Genomic DNA, 18,610 nt, shown 5'->3' with positions numbered 1-18,610 from the left:
CGGGATGAGTCGGATCAACAGGGGCGCGATCCGCAGGATGGCGCTCTACGGGGTGCTGGGGACCTGGTTCGTGGCCAGTGCCATCAAGCAGGACCCGACGCGCAAGTCGAAGCTGTCCGAGCGGTTCGACCCGCACGGCGTGTTCCTGCCCGACTGGCGCTTCTTCGCGCCGCAGCCGGGCACGTACGACAACCACCTGCTCTTCCGCGACGAGTTGGCCGACGGCAGCGTCACGGAGTGGAAGGAGGTGCTGGTCGCCAGCGAGCGCACGTTGCGGCACGCGTTCTGGCACCCCAACCGGCGCGGCGAGAAGATCGTCTTCGACACCATGAACGAGATCATCAAGATCACTCAGGAGCCCACGCTGGAGAAGGAGGACATCCAGGTCTCGGTGGCCTACCTGACGCTGCTGAACTACATCACGCACAGCCAGCGCCACGACACCGGGGCGCGGCGGACCCAGTTCCTCGTCGCCCGATCGTCCGGCCGGGACGTCGACGAGGAGCCGGTGATGCTCTTCCTGTCCAATCGACACCCAATTGCCTGACCTGGACCCACAGCGGGAGGCCGCGGTGACCACCGTCATCGTCCTGGACGGATACCCAACGACGTTCGACCGGATCATCGACGTGCTGCGCACGCCGCGGCTGGCCCACGACGTCGTCGTCGTGAACTCGGTCGACGTCATGTGCGTGCGGCTGCGCGGCGCGCTCGGCGCGGTCGGCCTGGTGCCGATCGAGGTGTCCCCCGCCGACCTCTCGCGGTTGGCGACCGCTCCCGGCAACCGTGGCCGGCACGGCGGTGTGATCGTGGTGACCGCCTTCGAGTCGGCAGGTGAGATGGCACGAGCGATCTCGGCGGGCGCCCGTGGTGTGCTGCTGCTCGACAGCCCGCCCGAGGAGGTGATGATCGGCGTGCGCGCCGTCGCCGCCGGTCACCCCTTCGTGCCGCCGTCGATCCTGGCCACCCTGGCCACCGCCCTGTGCCGGCTGGCCTGCGCCCACTCGAAGTCGACGGTCAACTACGCCCTGACCGACCGTGAGCTGGACGTGCTGGGCCTGCTCGCCGAGGGCCATCCGAACAAGCAGATCGCGCAGAACCTGTTCATCTCCGCGGCGACCGTGCACAGCCACGTGCTGAGCATCCTGCGCAAGCTCGGCGTCAACAACCGCACCCAGGCCGTGGTCTTCGCCCAGCAGCAGGGCCTGCTGTGCCAGGGACACGCCGCGCTCGGCGCGCTGGCGCCACAACCCACCGGAGGTCCCGTTGGCTGACCACGCGTACGCCCGCCGGATCCCGGCCGCCCCGGAAGCGCCGATCCTGCTGTACGACGGCGACTGCGGCTTCTGCACCCAGTCGATCAACCGGATCAGCGACTGGGTACGACCGGACGTGCCGATCGCCGCGTACCAGAGCGTCGACCTGGCCCCGCTGGGCGTGACCGCCGCGCGCGCCGACCACGAGGTGCTCTACATCGACGCCACGGGCCGGGTGCGCGGCGGCGCGCAGGCGTTCGCGCGGTTGCTGCGGACCGGCCGGCCCGCCTGGCGACCGGTGGGCGTGCTGCTGGCGCTACCGCCGGCGCGCTGGCTCGCCGCCGGCGTCTACCGCCTGGTGGCCGACAACCGGATGCGGCTGCCGGGCGGCACCGCGGCGTGCGCGATCCCCCGTCCGCCCACCCCCAATGCCTGAGAACCGATAACGAAGGAGACTTCCCATGGCAGATCCGACCGGATCGGGAACCGCCGGAGACGAGTTCTTCGACGTCGTGATCGTCGGCGGTGGCCCCGCCGGCTCGTGCACGGCCGGCCAGCTCGCCCAGCGCGGGCACCGCGTGCTGGTGCTGGAGCGCGAGACCTTCCCCCGCTACCACATCGGCGAGTCGCTGATCACCGGCATGCTCAGCGTGATGGAGGATCTGGGGCTGCTGGAACGCCTGGAGGCGTATGGCTTTCCCAAGAAGAACGGGCTGAGCCTGGTCTGGGGCGCCAAGCGCGAGCTGTGGAACGTCAACTTCGCCGAGTTGGGCGGGCCCTACCCGTACTCGTACCACGTGCGCCGCGCCGAATTCGACAAGCTGCTGCTGGACCGCGCTGTCGAGCTGGGCGCGGAGGTGCGGTTCCAGGCCACCGTCGGGTTGCCGGTCATCGAGGACGGCCGGGTGGTCGGCGTCTCGTACACGATCGGCGACGAGGCGCCCCGCGTGGTGCGCGCGGCGCTTGTCGTCGACGCCTCCGGGCAGGCCCGGGCGCTGACCCGGCACCTGGCCACCATCAGCTGGCAGGAGGACCTGCGCAGCCTCGCCTACTGGACGTACTTCTCCCCTACCGGCGACCTGCCGGCCGGGCAGGAGGGCAACATCCTCGTCGAGAAGGTCTCCGACGGTTGGTTCTGGGCGATCCCGGTGGGCACCACGCCGCCGACGCTGAGCGTCGGCTACGTGACGCCCACCGAGACGGTCAAGGCCGCTGACGTCAACATCGCCGAGCTGTACGCCCGCGGCATCGCGGAGAGCCGTCAGCTCAAGCACCTGCTGGCCGGCGCCGAGCAGGTCGACCAGTTCCGCACCACGCGCGACTGGTCGTACCTCACCGATCGGTTCTCCGGACCCGGCTGGCTCGCGGTCGGCGACGCCGGCGCGTTCATCGACCCGCTGTTCTCCGGCGGGGTCTGCCTGTCCATCCTGGCCTCCCACCCGGCCGCGCGGGCCGCGGACGTCGCGGTGCGCCGCCCCGACCTGGCCGAGCGGGCGCTGGAGGGGTACCACGCCGGCTACCACGAGATGGTTTCCGGTTTCTTGGAGTATGTCCGGTTCTTCTACAATCCGAACCGTGACGTGGAGGACTATTTCCAGCAGGCGGAGGCGATGATGGCCTTCAACGAGCAACTGGGGTCGGCCCGGGAGGCGTTCATCGCCGTCATCTCCGGCACGGCCGCGATGTCCACCTACTTCGACATCCCCGACGCCACCCCAGCGGCCGCGACAGCGGAAGGAGAACGCGTATGACGGCACGACCCAGTGCCCACGGTGGGTCTCGCGACTCGACCCGGGCCCGCTACGCGGCGGGGGTGCTGGCCCTTGCCGCGCTGACAGTCGTCATCTTCTTCGGCGCGGGCCGCCTGCCGTCAGGTGTGCAGGCCGTCCTCGGTTTCAGTGTCATCTTCTTCGTCGGCGCGCTGGCGTGGCTCAACTCGTCGCTGCGCCGGCGCTCCGGCGCCGAGCCGGCCCGCGCCGCGGCGGCGACGCTGAACGCCTACGGGATCGCGCTGGTGGCCGCCCTGGTGGGCTACTACCTGCTGCGAGACCAGGACTGGGCCTGGGTCGTCGGGCTGCTGCCGGCCGCCGTGTGCCTGGTCAGCGCCGCCCGGGTGGCGCGCGGCTGACCACATCCGGGGCCGTCGGGGCGATCGACCATCATGCCCCCGGCGGCCCCGATCCAAACCAACAATATGAGGGATGATTCTCGGTGCTCATCTTCCTAACGTAGAAGTCACCGGAACACCGGTACACCTACCAAGGGAGGAAGAACGATGAACCGCATCGAGACCGTCGCCCAGAACCTGCTGCCCGAGGTCGACAGCGACTACCTGCGGCCGCTGGAGTCCGTGCAGGCCACCGTTCCGACGATGACCTGCCCGACCGTCGCCGGCTTCATCCTCGGCGTCGGCGCCGGCTACCAGTTCATGCAGGCGGTGTTCAACGGCCCCGAGGCCGGCTACGGCGCGTTCACCGGGGTGCGCGGCAACTTCGTCGACATGCCGGTCAACGAGCTCGTCGCGACCCGTCAGGCCGCCATCGGCGGGCTTTCCTGACCCCGGTAAGGCATTCCTGGGTTCCCGTCGGCCGGCTCCACCCGGCCGACGGGAACCCCGCCACACCGTCCACTGCCAGGCCGTGCCCGTCCGCGTCACGGAGAATCACGATGAACCGCATCGAGACCGTCGCCGCGGATGTAGAGGCCCGTGTTGACAGTGGCCAGCTGTGGCAGCTGGATTCGGCGCGCTCCACCGCGCCGACAGCGACCGCCCCCGCCGCACCGACCGCATCCCCGGCGCCGACGAAGGCTTTCAGTTTCGCGTACGTCGTCTCCGGCCGCAAGGGTGGCGACCAACGGGCCGCCACCCGGACCGGAACCCACGACCCACGGCTGGTGGGATGACCCGGCGCTGCGCCGCGCCGGCTCGTCACGGAAGTACCGCCGCGAAGTCGTGGTCCGGGTCCATCGGCCCGGCGACGACGAAGCGCGACCGACCGACGTCCCAGAGCTCGGCCGCCACCGCGTCGACGTCCTCCGCGCGGACGGCGGCGATACCGTCGAGAACATCGGACACCGACTCCGCGACGCCCGTGAAGAGCCGGCTGCTCGCGATCCGGGTCATGCGGGAGTAGGTGTCCTCCTGGCCGAGCACGAACTTGCCGGCCAGTTGCCGTTTTCCACGGTCGAGCTCGTCATCGGTCAGGCCGCGCGCCCGAAGGTCGACGACCTGTTCGCCGAGACAGGCGAGCAGGTCGTCGACCTTCGCGGGCGCACACCCCGCGAACAGCACGAAGGTGCCGGTCTCCCGGTAACTCATCGCGTAGGAGCCGACCGCGTAGGCCAGACCGCGCTTCTCGCGTACCTCCTGGAAGAGGCGCGAGGACAGGCCGCCGCCGAAGGCGGTGCCCAGCACCGTCATGGCGTACCGCCGGGGGTCGGTGTGGCCCAGACCGCGTACGCCGAGCGTGACGTGCGCCTGTTCCCAGGGCCGCTGCAGCACCCGCGCCCGCGGCCCGCCGTCCCGCATCCGGGCGTCGACGGCGGCGGCGTCCGCGCCGCCGGCCGCGCCCTGCCATCCGGCGCGGGCCACCGCGGCGGCGACCAGCTCGACCAGTTCGTCGTGGCGCACGTTGCCGGCGGCGGCGATCAGCACCCGGTCCGGCCGGTAGTGCCGGTGGTAGAAGTCGCGCACGTCGTCGGCGTCGATCGCCAGGACCGACTCACGGGTGCCGACCGCGGGGCGGGCCAGCGAGCCGTCGCCGAAGAGCGTCCGGCCCAGCAGCGTCCGTACCACGTTACCCGGGTCGTCCTCCTGCATCGCCAGCTCACCGAGGATGACCCGCCGCTCGGCTTCGACGTCGTCGGCGTCCAGCCGCGGGCAGGTGAGCAGGTCGAGCAGCAGGTCGACGGCGAGGGGTAGCTCGGTGTCGCGCACCCGCACGTGGAAGAAGGTCAGCTCCTTGGACGCCTGCGCGTTGGAGTCGCCGCCCACCGCGTCGATGGTGCGGGCCACCTCGAGGGCACCGCGTCGCTGGGTGCCCTTGAAGAGCAGGTGTTCGAGGAAGTGCGAGAGGCCGCCGAGAGCTGCCGGTTCGTCGCAGGAGCCGGCGTCGACGAAAGCGCCCAGAGCCACCGACGACATCGAGGGCACCGTCTCGGTGATCACGCGCAGCCCGCCGGGCAGTGTGGTCTCCCGGATGGTCGCCGCCAGCTCGCTCTCCTCGACCACGCCGCCCTCCCTTCCTCGCACCACACCGTCGCACATCGGGTGCCCGCACGGCCCCTGCCCGTTCGGCGACCCCGACCGGCGCTGGCCCATCGGTCAGGTCGGTTGGTCTGCCGCCCACGGCCGGCGCCGGGGAAGAATTCGGGCTGACGGACCCGACCCGGGTCGGACCGAAGGGCGGGAGCCATGACCAGATACCCACGGGCGGCGCTGCGCGCCGTCGCCATCGCGCTGTGCCCGCTTGTCGTCGCGGTCGCCGTGGCCCTCCAGGCGCCGTCGGCGTCCGCGGCCGCCAGCGTCCGGTCGGTGTCCACTGTGGAGCTGGACTGCTACGAGTTCAACGAGATGCTGCTCGCGCCGATGACCGAGCTGCGCGCGGTGATACCCGCGCGCTACGAGATCGCGCCGTTCCCGCCGAGCCCGGACCTGGGCTACCTCCTGGTCTCCGACCACCACTGCGGGCGGGTGGAGGTCAACGGTCACCGGTGGCCGGGACGGCACGTCACCACAATGGGTCTGACGCTGCTGCGGTCGCGCGACGGCGTACCCCAGGAGGCGTTCTTCCAGCTCTGGTACGGCACGACGAACCTGTCCCTGGTGGCGCAGGCCCAACTGCTCGGCCTGAAGGTCCGGCCGGTGGCCGCGACCCAGTCCGTCGTGGCCGACGCCGATGGCCGCAACCAGGTCACCATGGCCTTCCAGGGCGCCGGACTGGACCACCGGCGAACCGCCCTGGTGACCGAACCGGCGGCCACGCCGGTCACCGAGGCGCCGAGCGCCCCGATCTACGCCGCCGGACGCCGTGGCGAGGTGACGATGTCGTACCAGAACGCCCTGCGCCCCTCCAGCGTGGCGACGGTCGACGTGACAATCGACGCCGGCACCCGGCTGGCCGAGTTCGGCCTTCCGCCCACCTACGCCGGCGACATCGAGTTCCGCCGGGGCGGCTGGCGCAGCACCATCAGCGCGAGCTGAGCGTCAGCGGCGGGTCGCCGCCACGGCGTGCAGGATCGGCACCGGCCCGCGCCGGCTCACCGCGCGCCACCCGACGACCCGCAGGCCAGCATCGGCCAGCAGCCGGCCCATCGCGGGCCGGCTGCGCGGCCGGTTGCCGGCACCCACCATCGGAGCGACGGTACGCAGCCAACCCACCGCGAACAGGTCGGCGATCACCAGCAGCCCATCCGGAGCGAGCACCCGGGCCGCCTCACGCAGCCCTTCGACAGGACGCGGCCAGAAGTTGAACGCCATGGTGCTGACCACCACGGCGAAGGCGCCGTCGGCGAAGGGCAGCGGTTCGGCGCCGGAGCAGACCACCTGCGCGCCGGCGGGCAGTCGTCGGCGGGCGAGGCGCGCCATCTGCTCGGCTGGATCGGCGCCGACCAGGCGCGCGCCGGGAAGGCGGGACGCCGCCGTCTCCAGCAGAGCCCCGGTGCCGCAGCCGACGTCGAGCAACGACGCCGGTTCGGTCGTCAGCGCGGCCACCCAGTCGAGAGTGGTCCGATGCAGGGGTGCGAAGATCCTTTGCACGCCATCGTCGTCGTAGCGCGGCGCCCACTCGTTGAACCGGGCCACCGACTGGGCCTCACGGCCATGCTCATCCATCGGAATGATTATGTCACGACCTGGGAGTACCACACGTGGCACTATCAGTGACTTCCTGACGATCTAGGCACCAACACTCTATTTGGTGGTATTTTCCGTCACCCAAAGGTCCTATATTGAGCTTTCCTCAAAGATAGCTCGACCGAGAGGTGATGACGATGCATCCGTGGACCGGCACGAGCGTCCGGCTACGCGCCCTGGAGCCGAGCGACTGGCCAGTCCTGCGCCGCATCGCCGAGGACGCCGAGTACGCCGAACAGGGCGGCGTCGTACCACCCCGGCCGGCCACGGTGTTCCAGCGGCGCACCTCCCCCGAGTTCACCGCCCGCGAGGACGACGAGTTCACCCTCGCCATCGTCGCCACCCACGACGAGGAGATCCTCGGCACCGTGTCGACCCGACTGGCGCAACCCTGGAACGGCACCTTCGGCGCGAGCATCGCGCTGGACGCGGAGCGGCGCGGCAAGGGACACGCCACCGAGGCCGCCGCCCTCCTGCTGCGCTACATGTTCAGCGAGCGGCGTTACCAGAAATGCAACGTCGAGGTGCTGCCGTTCAACCGGGCGTCCCTGCGGCTCTGCGAACGCCTGGGCTTCATCGAGGAGGGACGCCGACGCCGCAGCCACTTCGGGCGGGGTCGCCAACACGACATCGTGCTGCTCGGCATCACCGCCGAGGAGTACCTGGAGCAGTGGCAGACCTCCGAGTAGACCAGCTATCCCATCGGTGCCACGACTCGCTCCACTGTTTCCGATGGCACCGGCGCCCGGAGGGTGACCTGGGCATAATGGCGGTCATGGAAGATGATCTTTCGCTTGCTCGCCGAGCCGCTCTGACCGGCGCCACAGTGGGTCTGCGATATTTTGCGACACTCGCGCGGCTACCCCGGGAGCTGAAGGCGGACGGCAGCGTGGTGACCGAAGCTGATCGCGCTGTCGAAGCGGCTATCCGAGAGGTGATAGCCGACGCACGACCCCGCGACGCGATCCTCGGCGAGGAGGAAGGGCAGAGCGGTCAGGGCGGGCGCCGTTGGATCGTCGACCCGATCGACGGGACCGCTCTGTTCATCGCCGGTGACGACAGGTGGCTGGTGCTGGTCGCCCTGGAAGAGGCCGGCGAGATCGTCGTCGGAGTGGCAGCGGTACCCGCCCAGGGGAGCATCTGGTGGGCGCAGCGGGGCAGCGGAGCATTCCGAGCGGACTTCTCCGGGCTGACGGCGACCGACACGCGACGGGTCACCGTCGACGTCGACAGACGGGAGACCCTACGCGGAAGTCGACTCGGCGTGATCCCCACCGACGACGAACTCCTCCCGGCTGAACGCGAGATGATAGCGCCGCTGGACGCCATGACGTCGACAGTGCCGTGGAGCGCCCACGCCGCGCTGCTCGTGGCGAGCGGACAGTTGGACCTCGCCATCCAGACTCGGGGACAGGTGTGGGACTACGCCGCCACCTCGCTGATCGTCGAAGAGGCGGGCGGGCGCTACAGCGGGCTCGACGGACAGACACAGCCCACCCCCGGGCCAGCTCTCTTCGCGCGCAGCAGCCTGCTGCACACCGCAGCACTCGACGTCCTCGGGGCCGGCGCACCTCCAGTGACCGAAGGGCATTAGCCAACACGTTCCGCCGCTGGGCAAACCTGAGTACACGACCTCATGCCCGGCCGGGTCAGGCCCTGCACCCTGGACCGCGTGACGTCTGAAGAGGTCGGGACAGGCCGACGGGGTGGTCCGATCGTGGGATTCCTGGCACTGGTCTGGGTCTGCGGACTGATCGCAGTGGCCCTGTGGTGGATGGGCATCGCCCTCGAACAGTGGAGCGCCAACTACGACGACAAACCCGGTGAGTTCGAGGACATCCAACGTCGGGCAGACCAGGCCCTGCTGGTCGCCGCGATGGCGGCGACCGCCGGGCCAGCCCTCATCGCGCTCGTCGCGTACCACCTGCGGCTGGTACGCACCGCGGTCGTCTTCCTGGTGCTGACCGTCGTCATCGCGGTACCCGCCATGCCGCTCGCCGTCGCTGTCGGCGGGAGCCTCGATCCGGCACCGGCAGCGACGACGCCCGGCCCGCCGGGGCACTGCGTGGTGCACAGCGGCGGTGACAACCGCTGCCCGGGCGGCTGACCGAGCGGATCCGTCGAGCCGTCTTGGGGCGTCGCGTTAGCATCGATCGGTCGACCACAGCCCGACCGAGGGGGATCATTGGCGGCGGCACGGACATCGTGGCGACGGTGGGCCGGTGCACCCAGGTGGGTTCGGGTTGTGGTATTCGCCGCCGCCTGGGTCTTCGCGTACGGCGGGATCGTTCACCTGGGCGACGTGCTCGGTGTCCGGCCGGGTGGTCCAAGTCCCTCCACGCCGGGGTGGCTGATGTGGTACTTCACCTCGCTGACCGTGTTCGACCCGCTTGCCGCGCTGTTGCTGGCGCTGCGCCGGCTTGAGGGACTGGTGCTCGGCTGCGTCGTGCTCGCCACCGACGCGGTAGCGAACGGGTACGCCAACTACGTACTGGACGTCGCTCCCGGGGTCACGCTCGGCCGGATCGGGCAAGCGGTCATCACGGTGCTCGCGGTCGCCCTTGTCACCGCGGCGCCCAGGGTCGCACCCTGGCTGCATCGGCCGGGACGTCTCGGGCTCCTGCCGTAACCGATTTTTTCTGTCCACGGTGGATGGCAGTTGAGGCCGTGACCGGGATCGAACCGGCGTAGACGGTTTTGCGGACCGCTCCCTCACCACTCGGGCACACGACCAGACAAAAGCGCCCGCGGAGGGAATCGAACCCCCGACACCCAGCTCCGGAAGCTGGTGCTCTGTCCCCTGAGCTACGCGGGCATGCGTGGGAGTGGAGAGATTCGAACTCCCCGAGCGCGAACGCACCGGGGCTACAACCCGGCCCACCTCACCATCGGTGGCGCACTCCCGTGGGGTGACTGGCCGGTACTGACCCGGCATCTGCGGGGCCACAACCCGCCGCTCTTCCATTGAGCTACAGCCACAACTTCGGCCCGAAGGCCAGTGCCCGCGGAGGGTGTCGAACCCCCGACCTGCGCCGTGTGAAGGCGCCGCTCTCCCACTGAGCTACACGGGCATGGCTCTGGCGACAGGACTCGAACCTGTAAAGGGCTTACGCCCGCCGGATTAACAGTCCGGACCGCTACCGGATTACGGTTTACGGTTTACGGTTTACGGTTTACGGTTTACGGTTTACGCCAGAATGGTAGAGCCGACGGGATTTGAACCCGCACATTACCCGCCTTGAAAGGGCGGTGACTTTGCCAATTCGTCTACGGCTCCGTGGTGCCCCGAGAGGGTGTCGAACCCCCGACCTCCGTCGCGTCAGGACGGCGCTCTCCCACTGAGCTATCAGGGCTTGGTGGCGGGTGTCCGATTCGAACGGCGTCTCCGGGTTATGAGCCCGGCGTGGATCCTCTCCACCACACCCGCATCGTCAGGACGGACGGACTGCGAACCGTCGTTCGTCCCTGCGTCTCATACCACGTGAGGCCGGCGAGGACGACCCAACTCCTCCACCCCGCAGTGGCCGCCGGGGACTCGAACCCCGAACCTGCGTATTAAAAGTACGCAGCTCTACGCCATTGAGCTAGCGGCCCGTGTCGTGCCCCGCGCTGGATTCGAACCGGCGACACGCAGTTCAGGAAACTGCTGCTCCATCCCCTGAGCTAGCGGGGCGAACTGGTACGCCGTGCAGGGATCGAACCTGCGACATTCCGATTAAGAGTCGGAAGCTCTACCAACTGAGCTAACGGCGCATGGCGGAAGGTTGACGAGTCGAACGCCAGGGCTTGCACCCCCCTCCGGTTTTCAAGACCGGCTGGCCCCCACGGGCCGGAACCCTCCACGAGTCGGGTACGAGGGAATTGAACCCTCGGCCTCCGCGTCCCGAACGCGGCGCTCTCCCAAGCTGAGCTAGTACCCGTTGAGTCGGGATAGCCGGATTCGAACCGACGGCTTCCGGTCCCCCAGACCGGAGCGCTACCTGACTGCGCCATATCCCGAAAGAGCCCCCGACTGGAATCGAACCAGCGCACGCGGTTCCGTAGACCGCTGCTCTATCCACTGAGCTACGAGGGCGAGCACTCCTACCTGCCCGACCTCGAGCGCTACCTCGCCGGTCTGCTGCGTCACCGGGAACGCCTGACCGCGACTCTCGACGCCGACGAGTGGGCACGAAACGAGGCCATGCCGTCTGACCAGGAGATCATGCGCGTCCGCCGCCTGATCAACCGCATGAAGGGCGACCTGGAGGAACTGACTGACGAAGACCGCACCCAGATCGAGGACGCCGTCATCCAGGTACGCCGCAGCCGGACCAAGATCGTCAACCTTGGGCTCCCCCGCGTCCATCAACCGCTGCCTGACCTGCCCGACCTGCGACCGGAGCGCACCGCATGAGCAGCAACCCGATGATCGAAGGCCGGCGGGCCGACTCGGCCCGCCGGCGGCAGCGGGTGATCAAGGCCATCAACGAGGCCTCGGCCCGAGGCGACGAGATCAGCGTGTCGGCCATCGCCCGCGCGGCCGGCGTCGACCGCACCTTCCTCTACCGACACGACGACTTGCTCGGCCAGGTCCACGCCACCCAGGTCAACCCGACGGCCGCCAACGGCGACGGAGACGGCGACGGACCGATGGTCAGCCGGGCCTCCCTCCTGGCGGACCTGGCCAACGCGCAAGGCCAGATCGCCCGACAGTCCGCCCGCGTCCGACAACTGGAGCAGAAACCGTCCGAGCTGCTCGGGGAGCAGGTCTGGCGAGAGACGGGCCTTGGCGCTCCGGTCGACGTTGATCAGTTGCAGCGTCGGATCACCCAGCTGGAGCAGCAAGTCGTCGAGCTGAAGAACCAGACCGAGGAACGCGATCAGGAACTCGAGGCCGCCCGGGCCGCCAACCGGCAACTCCTCGCCAACCTGAACCGGCGAAGCTGATGCCGATTACCAGCGCGCCGTGGATCGATTCAGGCCAGAGCTGCTGGAAGGCCTACCGCAAGAAGTCGCGGAAGTGTTCGGCCATCAGATCCGCCATGGATTGAGCGTCACGGGATCCGTGGACCTCGATGGCACGAATGTTGAGCCGTTCGGCGTTACGAACTGCATCTTCGGCGATCAGCCGGTCGCGCGCAATCCGCTGCTGAACCCGACGACCGCTACCGATAGAAGCGATTCACCGGACACGTTCGGCGAGCCTCAGCTCAGTCAGGTAACGCTTGACGACTTGGCCCCCGTAGTTGACGTCGATGAGCCGCGCGATGGAGTCCAGCAATGCGCTCTGCTGCGCGTCCGGCAAGGCACGGTGGCCCGAGTAGGTCATCAGCAGATCCAGGTAGTCCGCTGTCGAGTACGGCAACTCCCACTCGTATCGGTAGAAGCTCGCAGGCCCGAACCGCTCCGACGAGGTCAGCTCCCGATCGTCCTCCGGAATGTCTTGAGCACCTTCAAGACGCAGGCCCGGTGGGGTCGACGGATCGAAGCGCTCGTAAAGCTTCTGAATCTCAACGAAGAACGCCTCGGTCCAGGTGCCACCGGCGATGTGGTGGGTTCCCACGGTGGCCAGCAGACCACCGAGACGCACGGCGTCAGCAGACTTCGACACCCGCACGGCCGGATCGATCCAGTGAAACGCCGTCGCGGAGAAGACCACGTCGAACGGTTCCGCAGGCAAGGGCCACTCCTCGAACGCTGCCGCCACGACCTCCACCGAGTCGGAGCCGGCAAGGTTTCGCCGAGCCACAGCAGCCATGTCTGCGCCTAACTCGACGGCCACGATCCGGTAGCCCCGTTCCGCCAGCGGCACGGTCGCCTGCCCAGTGCCACAGCCGATCTCCAACACCCTTGCACCGGGCGCTACTCCGGCCGCAGCGAGATCATCGAACATCTGTGCCGGGTACCGGGGCCGCGCACGGTCATACCGTTCAGCGTCCTCGTTGAAAGTTTCTCGCAGCCTCACGAAGTCATTGCTATCGCTCACCCAGAGAGAGTACGGGTGCCGCTCCTACGGCAGGCACTCAATTCTCAATGCCTGGCTCGCCGGGGCGCTGCAGCTTGCCCGCGTTCCGTTCACCCGGTTGGGCGGCACTGAGCAAGCCCGCTTGCGCAACACGTGTTGTGATCGCTACGGTTCTTGAACATAGCCACTGAGCTGCTGAAACTCCGGCGAGGAGTCCACGCCAGGCCGCCGGACCCCCAGAGAACTCCGGATCCAGAGTGCGGCGTCTTACCGAATAGACGACCCGGGAATGGTGGTCGACGAACGGCGGGTTCGCCGGCCGGTGACCGGCGCCGCATTGGCGACTCTGCGCCGGTCGCGTGTCAGCTCCGGGAGCAGGAATCGAACCTGCGTCTGTACCGGGATCCAAAGTCCCGTCGCCCTTGCCAGCAGAGCATCCCGGAACGGTCGAGCGGTCGGCGGGCACCGACCCCGCTTCTTCGGTTTGGAAGACCGACGTGTCCGCCGAGTTCACTACGACCGCATGGCATTTCGTTCACGTAGGCCGTACGGGGCTCGAACCCGTAACCTCCTGGTTGAGAACCAGGTGAGCTGCCACCTTGCTCCAACGGCCCCTGGTGGAGAAGAAGGGATTCGAACCCTCGACCTCCGGTCTGCCGAACCGGCGCTCTCCCATCTGAGCTACAACCCCGTGGTCCGGGACCGGGTGTCGAACCCCGTGTCTCTCGCTCCCAAAGCGAGCGGGTCAGCCGTCTCCCTCGTCCCGGAGGTCGCGCCCCCGGCCGGCCCGTGCAGGCGCCGGCCGGGGTCTTTTTTATGCCATCCACTGTGGAGTTGAGAATTTGCTACGCCGCCGGCCGCAGCCGAGACGAAATGCAGGGGCAGCAGGAATCGAACCCGCAACCTTCGGTTTTGGAGACCGGTGCTCTACCAGTTGAGCTACGCCCCTGTGGGGTTGTTCCGGTAACGAGAAAGCCGCCCTGTCCCTGTCGGGGTGGGCGGCTTCGCAGCTTGCGCTGACGCTATTCGCGCCGCCACCCCGGCTTCCAGTTTTGCTCACTCGCGCACAGATCGTGGGCTCGCCCGATCGAGGGCAGCACGACACCGCCGCGCGGCATCAACCGCGTAGGTTCGGCGTAGGCGTACTGCAACACGGGGAACTCCTTGGGTTTGTCGGAACGGCCTTGCTCATTCAAGGTAGGCGCTGCGCCGCTCGGATGGCAATGGATATTCCGAGCCACCTTCATGTGACTCGCGGACGGCGGTGGCAGGTCACTGGCGCTGGGCAGACGCGTGAGTCTCCCGGCGGTCGAAATATCAGCGGTTTCCCGGCCGGTCGAGGCCCATGGGGTACGCGTCAGGGTGGCTGAACGCGAAACTCACCTGCCTCGACGATCCTCCCCCTAGGTTCGATGCGCAGGACGCAGCCGAACCGGGGAGAGACGTGGACAGCTATCCGGCGATCGAGGATCACGGACTCATCGGCGACCTGCAGACCGCCGCGCTGGTGACGTGTGACGGGACGGTCGACTGGTTCTGCGCGCCGCGGTTCGACTCGCCGAGTATCTTCGCCGCGCTGCTGGACAAGGACAAGGGCGGCTACTTCCAGATCGCGCCGCACGACGTGCGGTACGTGACCAAGCAGCTCTACCTCCCCGGCACACCCATCTTGATCACACGGTTCATCAGCGCCGACGGTGTGGCCGAGGTGATGGACTTCATGCCGGTCACCGGCGAGAAGGCCACCGACGCCCATCGCCTGGTCCGCATCGTCACCATGGTCCGAGGCAGCATGCGCTTCAAGGTGGAGTGCCGGCCGCGGTTCGACTACGCCCGCGAAGAGCATCAGCTGGAGCGCCACCACAACGGCTACGTCTTCCGCAGCCGGTCGGCGACGCTGACGTTCAACCCGGTCGACCCCGTGCGGCGGTTGATCTCCGAACAGGGCGACGTCCATCTGGAGGGCGGCGACCTGGTCGCGTACGGCACGCTCAACGAGGGCGACACCGGCGGGGTGGTCCTGGAGACGGCCGGCACCGAGCCGCGGATCATCCCGCCGGAGGAGATCCAGGGCATGTTCGAGTGGACTCGGGACTACTGGCGGCGCTGGCTGGAACGCTCCCGCTACACCGGCCGCTGGCGCGAGATGGTCGAGCGCTCCGCCATCACGCTCAAACTCATGACGTACGCGCCGACCGGCGCGATGATCGCCGCACCCACCGCCGCGTTGCCCGAACTGGTGGGCGGCACCCGTAACTGGGACTACCGCTACACCTGGGTACGCGACACGTCGTTCTCGGTGCACGCGCTGCTCGGCCTCGGCTTCACCGAGGAGGTCAGCCGGTACATGAACTGGCTGGACGAGCGGATCCGCGAGGCCGGCGAGCACCAGGACCCACTGAAGATCATGTACCGGGTGGACGGCTCCTCCGACCTGCACGAGGAGGTGCTGGACCATCTGGAGGGCTACCGCGGCTCGCGGCCGGTGCGGATCGGCAACGGCGCGGCCGACCAGATCCAGCTCGACATCCACGGCGAGGCGCTCTACGCCATGCACCTCGCCGACGAGCAGGGCATCCGCGTCTCGCACCAGGTGTGGAAGAGCACCATCCGGCTCGTCGACTGGCTCTGCCACAACTGGGACCAGCCCGACGCCGGCATCTGGGAGAGCCGCCACCACCCCCGTAACTACACCTTCGGCCGGGTGATGTCCTGGGTCGCGCTGGACCGGGCCATCCGGTTGGCCACCCGCACCGGCCGTCCCGGGGACCTGACCTGCTGGACCGAGCAACGCAACCGCATCTACGACCAGGTCATGGCCCGCGGATACGACCGGGCCCGCGGAACCTTCGTGCAGGCGTACGACGAGAACGTGCTGGACGCGGCGTTGCTCGCCATGCCCGCGGTCGGTTTCGTGACGCCGAGTGACCCGCTGTGGCAGTCCACCCTGGGCGCGATCGAACGTGAACTGGTCTCCGACAGCCTGGTCCACCGGTACGACCCGGCGCACTCCCCCGACGGTCTGCCCGGCCACGAGGGGACCTTCAACATGTGCACCTTCTGGTATGTCGAGGCGTTGGCCCGTTCCGGACGCCTCGACGACGCCCGACTCACGTTCGAGAAGATGTTCACCTTCAGCAACCACCTGGGTCTCTATGCCGAGGAGATCGCCGCGACCGGGGAACAGATCGGCAACTATCCCCAGGCGTTCAGCCATCTCTCATTGATCAACTCAGCGTTGACGCTCAATGACCTGCTCGACGCCGAGAGCGAGGCCCGCCGCCGTCGGTAGGGCGCACACGCTCCGGCCGGCAGCCCGGTCGCCGCAGGACCGCGTCGAACCCGGATGGACAGGCCGTCGAAGGTGCCAAGTACCACCGCCGCCAGGGTGCCGGCGTGCTCGGCGACCAGGAACAACTGCGGTTCGCGTACGAGCGTGGCCGCGAGCTCCGCCCGGGGTAGCACGGCCCGGCCCGCGGATTTCCACACCTCGGCGACGCCGTCGTAATCCGTCCAGGTGAACTGCCGTAGGTGAGTCACAGCATCCATCCTGGCCGCATCCGAGTCGGAGGCGGTTGGGTCAGGAACAGGGCTCGCACCGACGACAGCAGCCATGGCGCGGCAGCCTTCGAGGCCACCCGCCCACCGCCTGATCAACCGAGCGGTTGATCAGGCGGCGGTCCGTCTACCAGGAGCGCAAGTTCCACTGCTGGGCGGGCGTGTTGTTGCAGGTCCACTGCCACACGGCGTTGCCCGCGACGGGGTCACCCCAGGGGACATCGGCGCACTGCCCGGTCTGGAGGTTGCGCAGCGCGTAGCCATTCACGCCGGGTACCTGCGTGACGGACCAGAGCTGCCGGGCGGCGCCCAGGCAGTCCCACAGTTGGAGCGTCTGACCGGCAGCCGGGTTGCCCCAGGGCAGGTCGAGGCACTTGGGGCCGTCGGGCGACCAGAGCGAGCTGACAAGCTGGTAGTAGACGACGCCGCCCCACCTTCCCTCGAAGACCATCGTCCACCTCTGGGCCGCGCCGCCGTCGCAGGGCCACTGCTTGATGGCCGTGCCGTTGGCGGTGCTGGCATACGACACGTCGATGCACAGGCTGCCGAAGGGGTGCTCGCTGGTGGCGGAACTCTCGGATCTGAATGAGTACTCGGTGGCGGCGCTGGCTGGCGAGGCGGCCACCAGGCTGGCGGCTACGAGTCCGATGCACACCGCGAGCACCATTGACGTCCGGCGGAGGATCTTCATGCCGTTCCTTCCAGAGGGAGTTGACGATATCGACAAGGGGGTGGCCAGCCAGCGCCAGCTACGTCCGTGACCTCGACGTGCTGATCGGCGTCATCTGTCGGCAGGATTACAGGCGGCCGCTGGTGTAGAGGTAGTCCAGCAACCGGCCGTCCACCCGGTCCTGGAAGGTGTCGGCCAGCGCGGTTGACGGTTGTTCGTACTCGTAACCGCAGCGCACCCACCGGTCCGGGACGCTTGCCACGTCCAGGTACCCCTCGTCGATGCTGCCCACCTCGAAGCCGGGCTTTCCGGCCGACTGCCAGCAGCTGAAGAGTTGACCGTCGGCGTTGACCACGGCGCCGTACCGACCTCCGGGCGCCGAACAGATGTGGCAGGTGGTTCTCATGCTGGGCCGGACCATCCGGAAGCCAGCTTCCAGTGCCGCGATGCTCCAGCTCGCGAACGCATCGCTGACGTCGTCGAGGTGTCGCATGGTGTTGCGGTACCCGAAGCCCGCGTCGCCGACCCAGGCGAACGTCACCGTGCACCGGTCAGGGCTCAGGCCGGCGGCCAGTTCCCCGACGAGGTCGGCGATCCGGTCGACGTTGTGGTGCGACACGTTCACCCGCAGATTCCAGTTGAGCCCGGTGACCTCGGTCGCGCGGGCCACGTTGCGCAGGATGGTGTCGAAGGTGGGCGCCCCGGACCGCTTGACCCGGATCTGGTCATGGTCGGCCCGGCTGCCGTCGAACGTCACCTGCACGCCGTTGAGACCCGCCGCGTACAGCTCGCGGGCCAGCCTCGGGCTCAGCAGGACGCCGTTCGTGGTCATGGCGCTCTGGTCGAGTCCGATTTCGCGGGCTCGGTCCAGCAGGGTGAGGCAGCCACGCGGGTTGAGCAGCGGTTCACCCCCGAACAGCAGCAGGTAGAGGCGATCCAGCTCGCACCGACGCATCCGGTCGCCGGCAAATGTGATGATGCGCTCGACGGTGTCGGTGTCCAGCCAGGCCCGCCGGATCCGCGGCGGGCGTGCGCCCCCGGTGTTGTCCAGCCCGGTGTTCTGGAAGCAGTAGCCACAGCCAAGGTTGCAGGTGGTCGTGGTGAGCACGGTCAGCGAGAACGAGGCCGGCACACGCGGCTGGAACGCCCCGGTGCGGCGCAGGATGCCAGTGGTGGCGTCGTCCACCCTGCCGTCGGGGCCCACACACTCGGGGCGCAGCAGGGTCCAGGTCTGGTTCCCGATGAACCACCAGCCGTGTTCGCTGCGGATCAGGCGCGGCGCGTCGGTGTCGTCCAGGCGGGTGCCGATCATGACTTTTCCTTCC

At 68.6% G+C, this 18,610-nt stretch carries 20 protein-coding genes and 20 tRNA genes; 15 read left to right on the top strand and 25 right to left on the bottom strand.

Going from position 1 to position 18,610, the window contains the following annotated elements; all coding sequences use genetic code 11:
* Positions 1 to 4 precede the first annotated feature (4 nt).
* The 7 genes from ACLQ29_RS30375 to ACLQ29_RS30345 all read left to right on the top strand — a co-directional run bounded on the left by ACLQ29_RS30375 (position 5) and on the right by ACLQ29_RS30345 (position 4,160).
* Positions 5 to 547 (top strand): hypothetical protein, encoded by a 543-nt coding sequence (locus tag ACLQ29_RS30375; protein WP_425774823.1) that lies wholly within the window; start codon positions 5 to 7, stop codon positions 545 to 547.
* Between the two features lie 25 nt (positions 548 to 572).
* On the top strand, positions 573 to 1,274 hold the full coding sequence (locus tag ACLQ29_RS30370; RefSeq protein WP_425774822.1) for a LuxR C-terminal-related transcriptional regulator: 702 nt from the start codon (positions 573 to 575) through the stop codon (positions 1,272 to 1,274).
* Positions 1,267 to 1,692: a thiol-disulfide oxidoreductase DCC family protein gene (locus ACLQ29_RS30365; protein ID WP_425774821.1), complete on the top strand. Its 426-nt coding sequence runs from the start codon at positions 1,267 to 1,269 to the stop codon at positions 1,690 to 1,692. The genes ACLQ29_RS30370 and ACLQ29_RS30365 overlap by 8 nt, the downstream gene beginning before the upstream one ends.
* A 25-nt stretch (positions 1,693 to 1,717) precedes the next feature.
* Positions 1,718 to 3,007 carry an NAD(P)/FAD-dependent oxidoreductase gene (locus ACLQ29_RS30360; protein ID WP_425774820.1) on the top strand — a complete coding sequence of 430 codons (1,290 nt, stop codon included), beginning with the start codon at positions 1,718 to 1,720 and terminating at the stop codon, positions 3,005 to 3,007.
* A complete protein-coding gene (locus ACLQ29_RS30355) occupies positions 3,004 to 3,384 on the top strand; it encodes a hypothetical protein (protein WP_425774819.1) in 381 nt (126 codons plus the stop codon). Before ACLQ29_RS30360 ends, ACLQ29_RS30355 begins: the two co-directional genes overlap by 4 nt.
* 147 nt (positions 3,385 to 3,531) lie before the next feature.
* Positions 3,532 to 3,813, top strand: coding sequence for a hypothetical protein (locus ACLQ29_RS30350; protein ID WP_393368238.1), 282 nt, complete (start codon positions 3,532 to 3,534; stop codon positions 3,811 to 3,813).
* A 110-nt stretch (positions 3,814 to 3,923) separates the two neighbouring features.
* On the top strand, positions 3,924 to 4,160 hold the full coding sequence (locus tag ACLQ29_RS30345; RefSeq protein ID WP_425774818.1) for a hypothetical protein: 237 nt from the start codon (positions 3,924 to 3,926) through the stop codon (positions 4,158 to 4,160).
* A gap of 25 nt (positions 4,161 to 4,185) precedes the next feature.
* Here ACLQ29_RS30345 and ACLQ29_RS30340 read toward each other — a convergent pair whose 3' ends face one another.
* Positions 4,186 to 5,487 (bottom strand): M16 family metallopeptidase, encoded by a 1,302-nt coding sequence (locus ACLQ29_RS30340; RefSeq protein ID WP_425774817.1) that lies wholly within the window; start codon positions 5,485 to 5,487, stop codon positions 4,186 to 4,188.
* A gap of 183 nt (positions 5,488 to 5,670) precedes the next feature.
* On the opposite strand from ACLQ29_RS30340, the gene ACLQ29_RS30335 reads away from it, so the two are divergent.
* Complete coding sequence (locus tag ACLQ29_RS30335; RefSeq protein ID WP_425774816.1) at positions 5,671 to 6,459, top strand: hypothetical protein; 789 nt, start codon at positions 5,671 to 5,673, stop codon at positions 6,457 to 6,459.
* A 3-nt stretch (positions 6,460 to 6,462) separates the two neighbouring features.
* Here ACLQ29_RS30335 and ACLQ29_RS30330 read toward each other — a convergent pair whose 3' ends face one another.
* Positions 6,463 to 7,089 (bottom strand): class I SAM-dependent methyltransferase, encoded by a 627-nt coding sequence (locus ACLQ29_RS30330; protein WP_425774815.1) that lies wholly within the window; start codon positions 7,087 to 7,089, stop codon positions 6,463 to 6,465.
* A gap of 158 nt (positions 7,090 to 7,247) precedes the next feature.
* Between ACLQ29_RS30330 and ACLQ29_RS30325 the strand changes: the two genes are divergently transcribed.
* The 4 genes from ACLQ29_RS30325 to ACLQ29_RS30310 all read left to right on the top strand — a co-directional run bounded on the left by ACLQ29_RS30325 (position 7,248) and on the right by ACLQ29_RS30310 (position 9,739).
* On the top strand, positions 7,248 to 7,799 hold the full coding sequence (locus tag ACLQ29_RS30325; RefSeq protein ID WP_425774814.1) for a GNAT family N-acetyltransferase: 552 nt from the start codon (positions 7,248 to 7,250) through the stop codon (positions 7,797 to 7,799).
* Between the two features lie 86 nt (positions 7,800 to 7,885).
* Positions 7,886 to 8,704 carry an inositol monophosphatase family protein gene (locus ACLQ29_RS30320; RefSeq protein WP_425774813.1) on the top strand — a complete coding sequence of 273 codons (819 nt, stop codon included), beginning with the start codon at positions 7,886 to 7,888 and terminating at the stop codon, positions 8,702 to 8,704.
* Between the two features lie 123 nt (positions 8,705 to 8,827).
* Entirely contained in the window at positions 8,828 to 9,217 is a 390-nt protein-coding gene (locus ACLQ29_RS30315; RefSeq protein ID WP_425774812.1) for a hypothetical protein, read from the top strand.
* A 138-nt stretch (positions 9,218 to 9,355) separates the two neighbouring features.
* Positions 9,356 to 9,739, top strand: coding sequence for a hypothetical protein (locus tag ACLQ29_RS30310; protein WP_425774811.1), 384 nt, complete (start codon positions 9,356 to 9,358; stop codon positions 9,737 to 9,739).
* 33 nt (positions 9,740 to 9,772) lie between these two features.
* Here ACLQ29_RS30310 and ACLQ29_RS30305 read toward each other — a convergent pair.
* The 15 genes from ACLQ29_RS30305 to ACLQ29_RS30235 form a co-directional block, all read right to left on the bottom strand.
* Positions 9,773 to 9,843: transfer RNA gene (locus ACLQ29_RS30305), tRNA-Cys, on the bottom strand.
* Between the two features lie 9 nt (positions 9,844 to 9,852).
* Positions 9,853 to 9,925, bottom strand: a tRNA-Arg gene (locus ACLQ29_RS30300).
* 5 nt (positions 9,926 to 9,930) lie between these two features.
* Positions 9,931 to 10,014 (bottom strand) — tRNA-Tyr (locus tag ACLQ29_RS30295).
* 1 nt (position 10,015) lies between these two features.
* A tRNA-His gene (locus tag ACLQ29_RS30290) sits at positions 10,016 to 10,089 on the bottom strand.
* 20 nt (positions 10,090 to 10,109) lie between these two features.
* Positions 10,110 to 10,181 (bottom strand) — tRNA-Val (locus ACLQ29_RS30285).
* Between the two features lie 127 nt (positions 10,182 to 10,308).
* A tRNA-Glu gene (locus ACLQ29_RS30280) sits at positions 10,309 to 10,387 on the bottom strand.
* A gap of 1 nt (position 10,388) precedes the next feature.
* A tRNA-Val gene (locus tag ACLQ29_RS30275) sits at positions 10,389 to 10,463 on the bottom strand.
* Between the two features lie 5 nt (positions 10,464 to 10,468).
* A tRNA-Ile gene (locus ACLQ29_RS30270) sits at positions 10,469 to 10,537 on the bottom strand.
* 92 nt (positions 10,538 to 10,629) lie between these two features.
* Positions 10,630 to 10,704: transfer RNA gene (locus tag ACLQ29_RS30265), tRNA-Lys, on the bottom strand.
* 6 nt (positions 10,705 to 10,710) lie between these two features.
* A tRNA-Arg gene (locus tag ACLQ29_RS30260) sits at positions 10,711 to 10,783 on the bottom strand.
* Positions 10,784 to 10,787: 4 nt separating this feature from the next.
* Positions 10,788 to 10,863, bottom strand: a tRNA-Lys gene (locus ACLQ29_RS30255).
* 1 nt (position 10,864) lies between these two features.
* Positions 10,865 to 10,951 (bottom strand) — tRNA-OTHER (locus ACLQ29_RS30250).
* Positions 10,952 to 10,956: 5 nt separating this feature from the next.
* Positions 10,957 to 11,030 (bottom strand) — tRNA-Pro (locus ACLQ29_RS30245).
* Positions 11,031 to 11,035: 5 nt separating this feature from the next.
* Positions 11,036 to 11,109 (bottom strand) — tRNA-Pro (locus tag ACLQ29_RS30240).
* Positions 11,110 to 11,113: 4 nt separating this feature from the next.
* Positions 11,114 to 11,185: transfer RNA gene (locus tag ACLQ29_RS30235), tRNA-Arg, on the bottom strand.
* Between the two features lie 108 nt (positions 11,186 to 11,293).
* On the opposite strand from ACLQ29_RS30235, the gene ACLQ29_RS30230 reads away from it, so the two are divergent.
* Positions 11,294 to 11,506 carry a hypothetical protein gene (locus tag ACLQ29_RS30230; protein WP_425774810.1) on the top strand — a complete coding sequence of 71 codons (213 nt, stop codon included), beginning with the start codon at positions 11,294 to 11,296 and terminating at the stop codon, positions 11,504 to 11,506.
* On the top strand, positions 11,503 to 12,039 hold the full coding sequence (locus tag ACLQ29_RS30225; protein WP_425774809.1) for a DUF6262 family protein: 537 nt from the start codon (positions 11,503 to 11,505) through the stop codon (positions 12,037 to 12,039). Before ACLQ29_RS30230 ends, ACLQ29_RS30225 begins: the two co-directional genes overlap by 4 nt.
* Positions 12,040 to 12,274: 235 nt before the next feature.
* Here the strand turns inward: ACLQ29_RS30225 and ACLQ29_RS30220 are convergent, their stop codons facing one another.
* From ACLQ29_RS30220 to ACLQ29_RS30195, 6 genes are all read right to left on the bottom strand, one after another.
* Positions 12,275 to 13,078, bottom strand: a complete 804-nt coding sequence (locus ACLQ29_RS30220) for a class I SAM-dependent methyltransferase (RefSeq protein WP_425774808.1) — start codon at positions 13,076 to 13,078, stop codon at positions 12,275 to 12,277.
* Positions 13,079 to 13,423: 345 nt separating this feature from the next.
* A tRNA-Gln gene (locus tag ACLQ29_RS30215) sits at positions 13,424 to 13,500 on the bottom strand.
* A gap of 7 nt (positions 13,501 to 13,507) precedes the next feature.
* Positions 13,508 to 13,580 (bottom strand) — tRNA-Gly (locus tag ACLQ29_RS30210).
* Between the two features lie 17 nt (positions 13,581 to 13,597).
* A tRNA-Glu gene (locus ACLQ29_RS30205) sits at positions 13,598 to 13,671 on the bottom strand.
* 1 nt (position 13,672) lies between these two features.
* Positions 13,673 to 13,748, bottom strand: a tRNA-Ala gene (locus tag ACLQ29_RS30200).
* A 185-nt stretch (positions 13,749 to 13,933) separates the two neighbouring features.
* Positions 13,934 to 14,006: transfer RNA gene (locus ACLQ29_RS30195), tRNA-Trp, on the bottom strand.
* A gap of 495 nt (positions 14,007 to 14,501) precedes the next feature.
* Between ACLQ29_RS30195 and ACLQ29_RS30190 the strand changes: the two genes are divergently transcribed.
* Positions 14,502 to 16,349: a glycoside hydrolase family 15 protein gene (locus ACLQ29_RS30190; RefSeq protein WP_393368220.1), complete on the top strand. Its 1,848-nt coding sequence runs from the start codon at positions 14,502 to 14,504 to the stop codon at positions 16,347 to 16,349.
* A gap of 393 nt (positions 16,350 to 16,742) precedes the next feature.
* Here the strand turns inward: ACLQ29_RS30190 and ACLQ29_RS30185 are convergent, their stop codons facing one another.
* Positions 16,743 to 17,306, bottom strand: a complete 564-nt coding sequence (locus ACLQ29_RS30185; RefSeq protein ID WP_425774807.1) for an RICIN domain-containing protein — start codon at positions 17,304 to 17,306, stop codon at positions 16,743 to 16,745.
* 106 nt (positions 17,307 to 17,412) lie between these two features.
* The gene (locus tag ACLQ29_RS30180) at positions 17,413 to 18,597 is read right to left on the bottom strand and encodes a radical SAM protein (protein ID WP_425774806.1); all 1,185 of its coding nucleotides are present in this window, start codon (positions 18,595 to 18,597) and stop codon (positions 17,413 to 17,415) included.
* Between the last annotated feature and the right edge of the window lie 13 nt (positions 18,598 to 18,610).

The sequence above is a fragment of the Micromonospora sp. DT228 genome, from assembly GCF_049841595.1.
In the GTDB taxonomy this organism is placed as follows: domain Bacteria; phylum Actinomycetota; class Actinomycetes; order Mycobacteriales; family Micromonosporaceae; genus Micromonospora.
The sequence above is the reverse complement of the archived record's forward strand: the minus strand, read 5'-3'. Positions and strand labels throughout refer to the sequence as shown.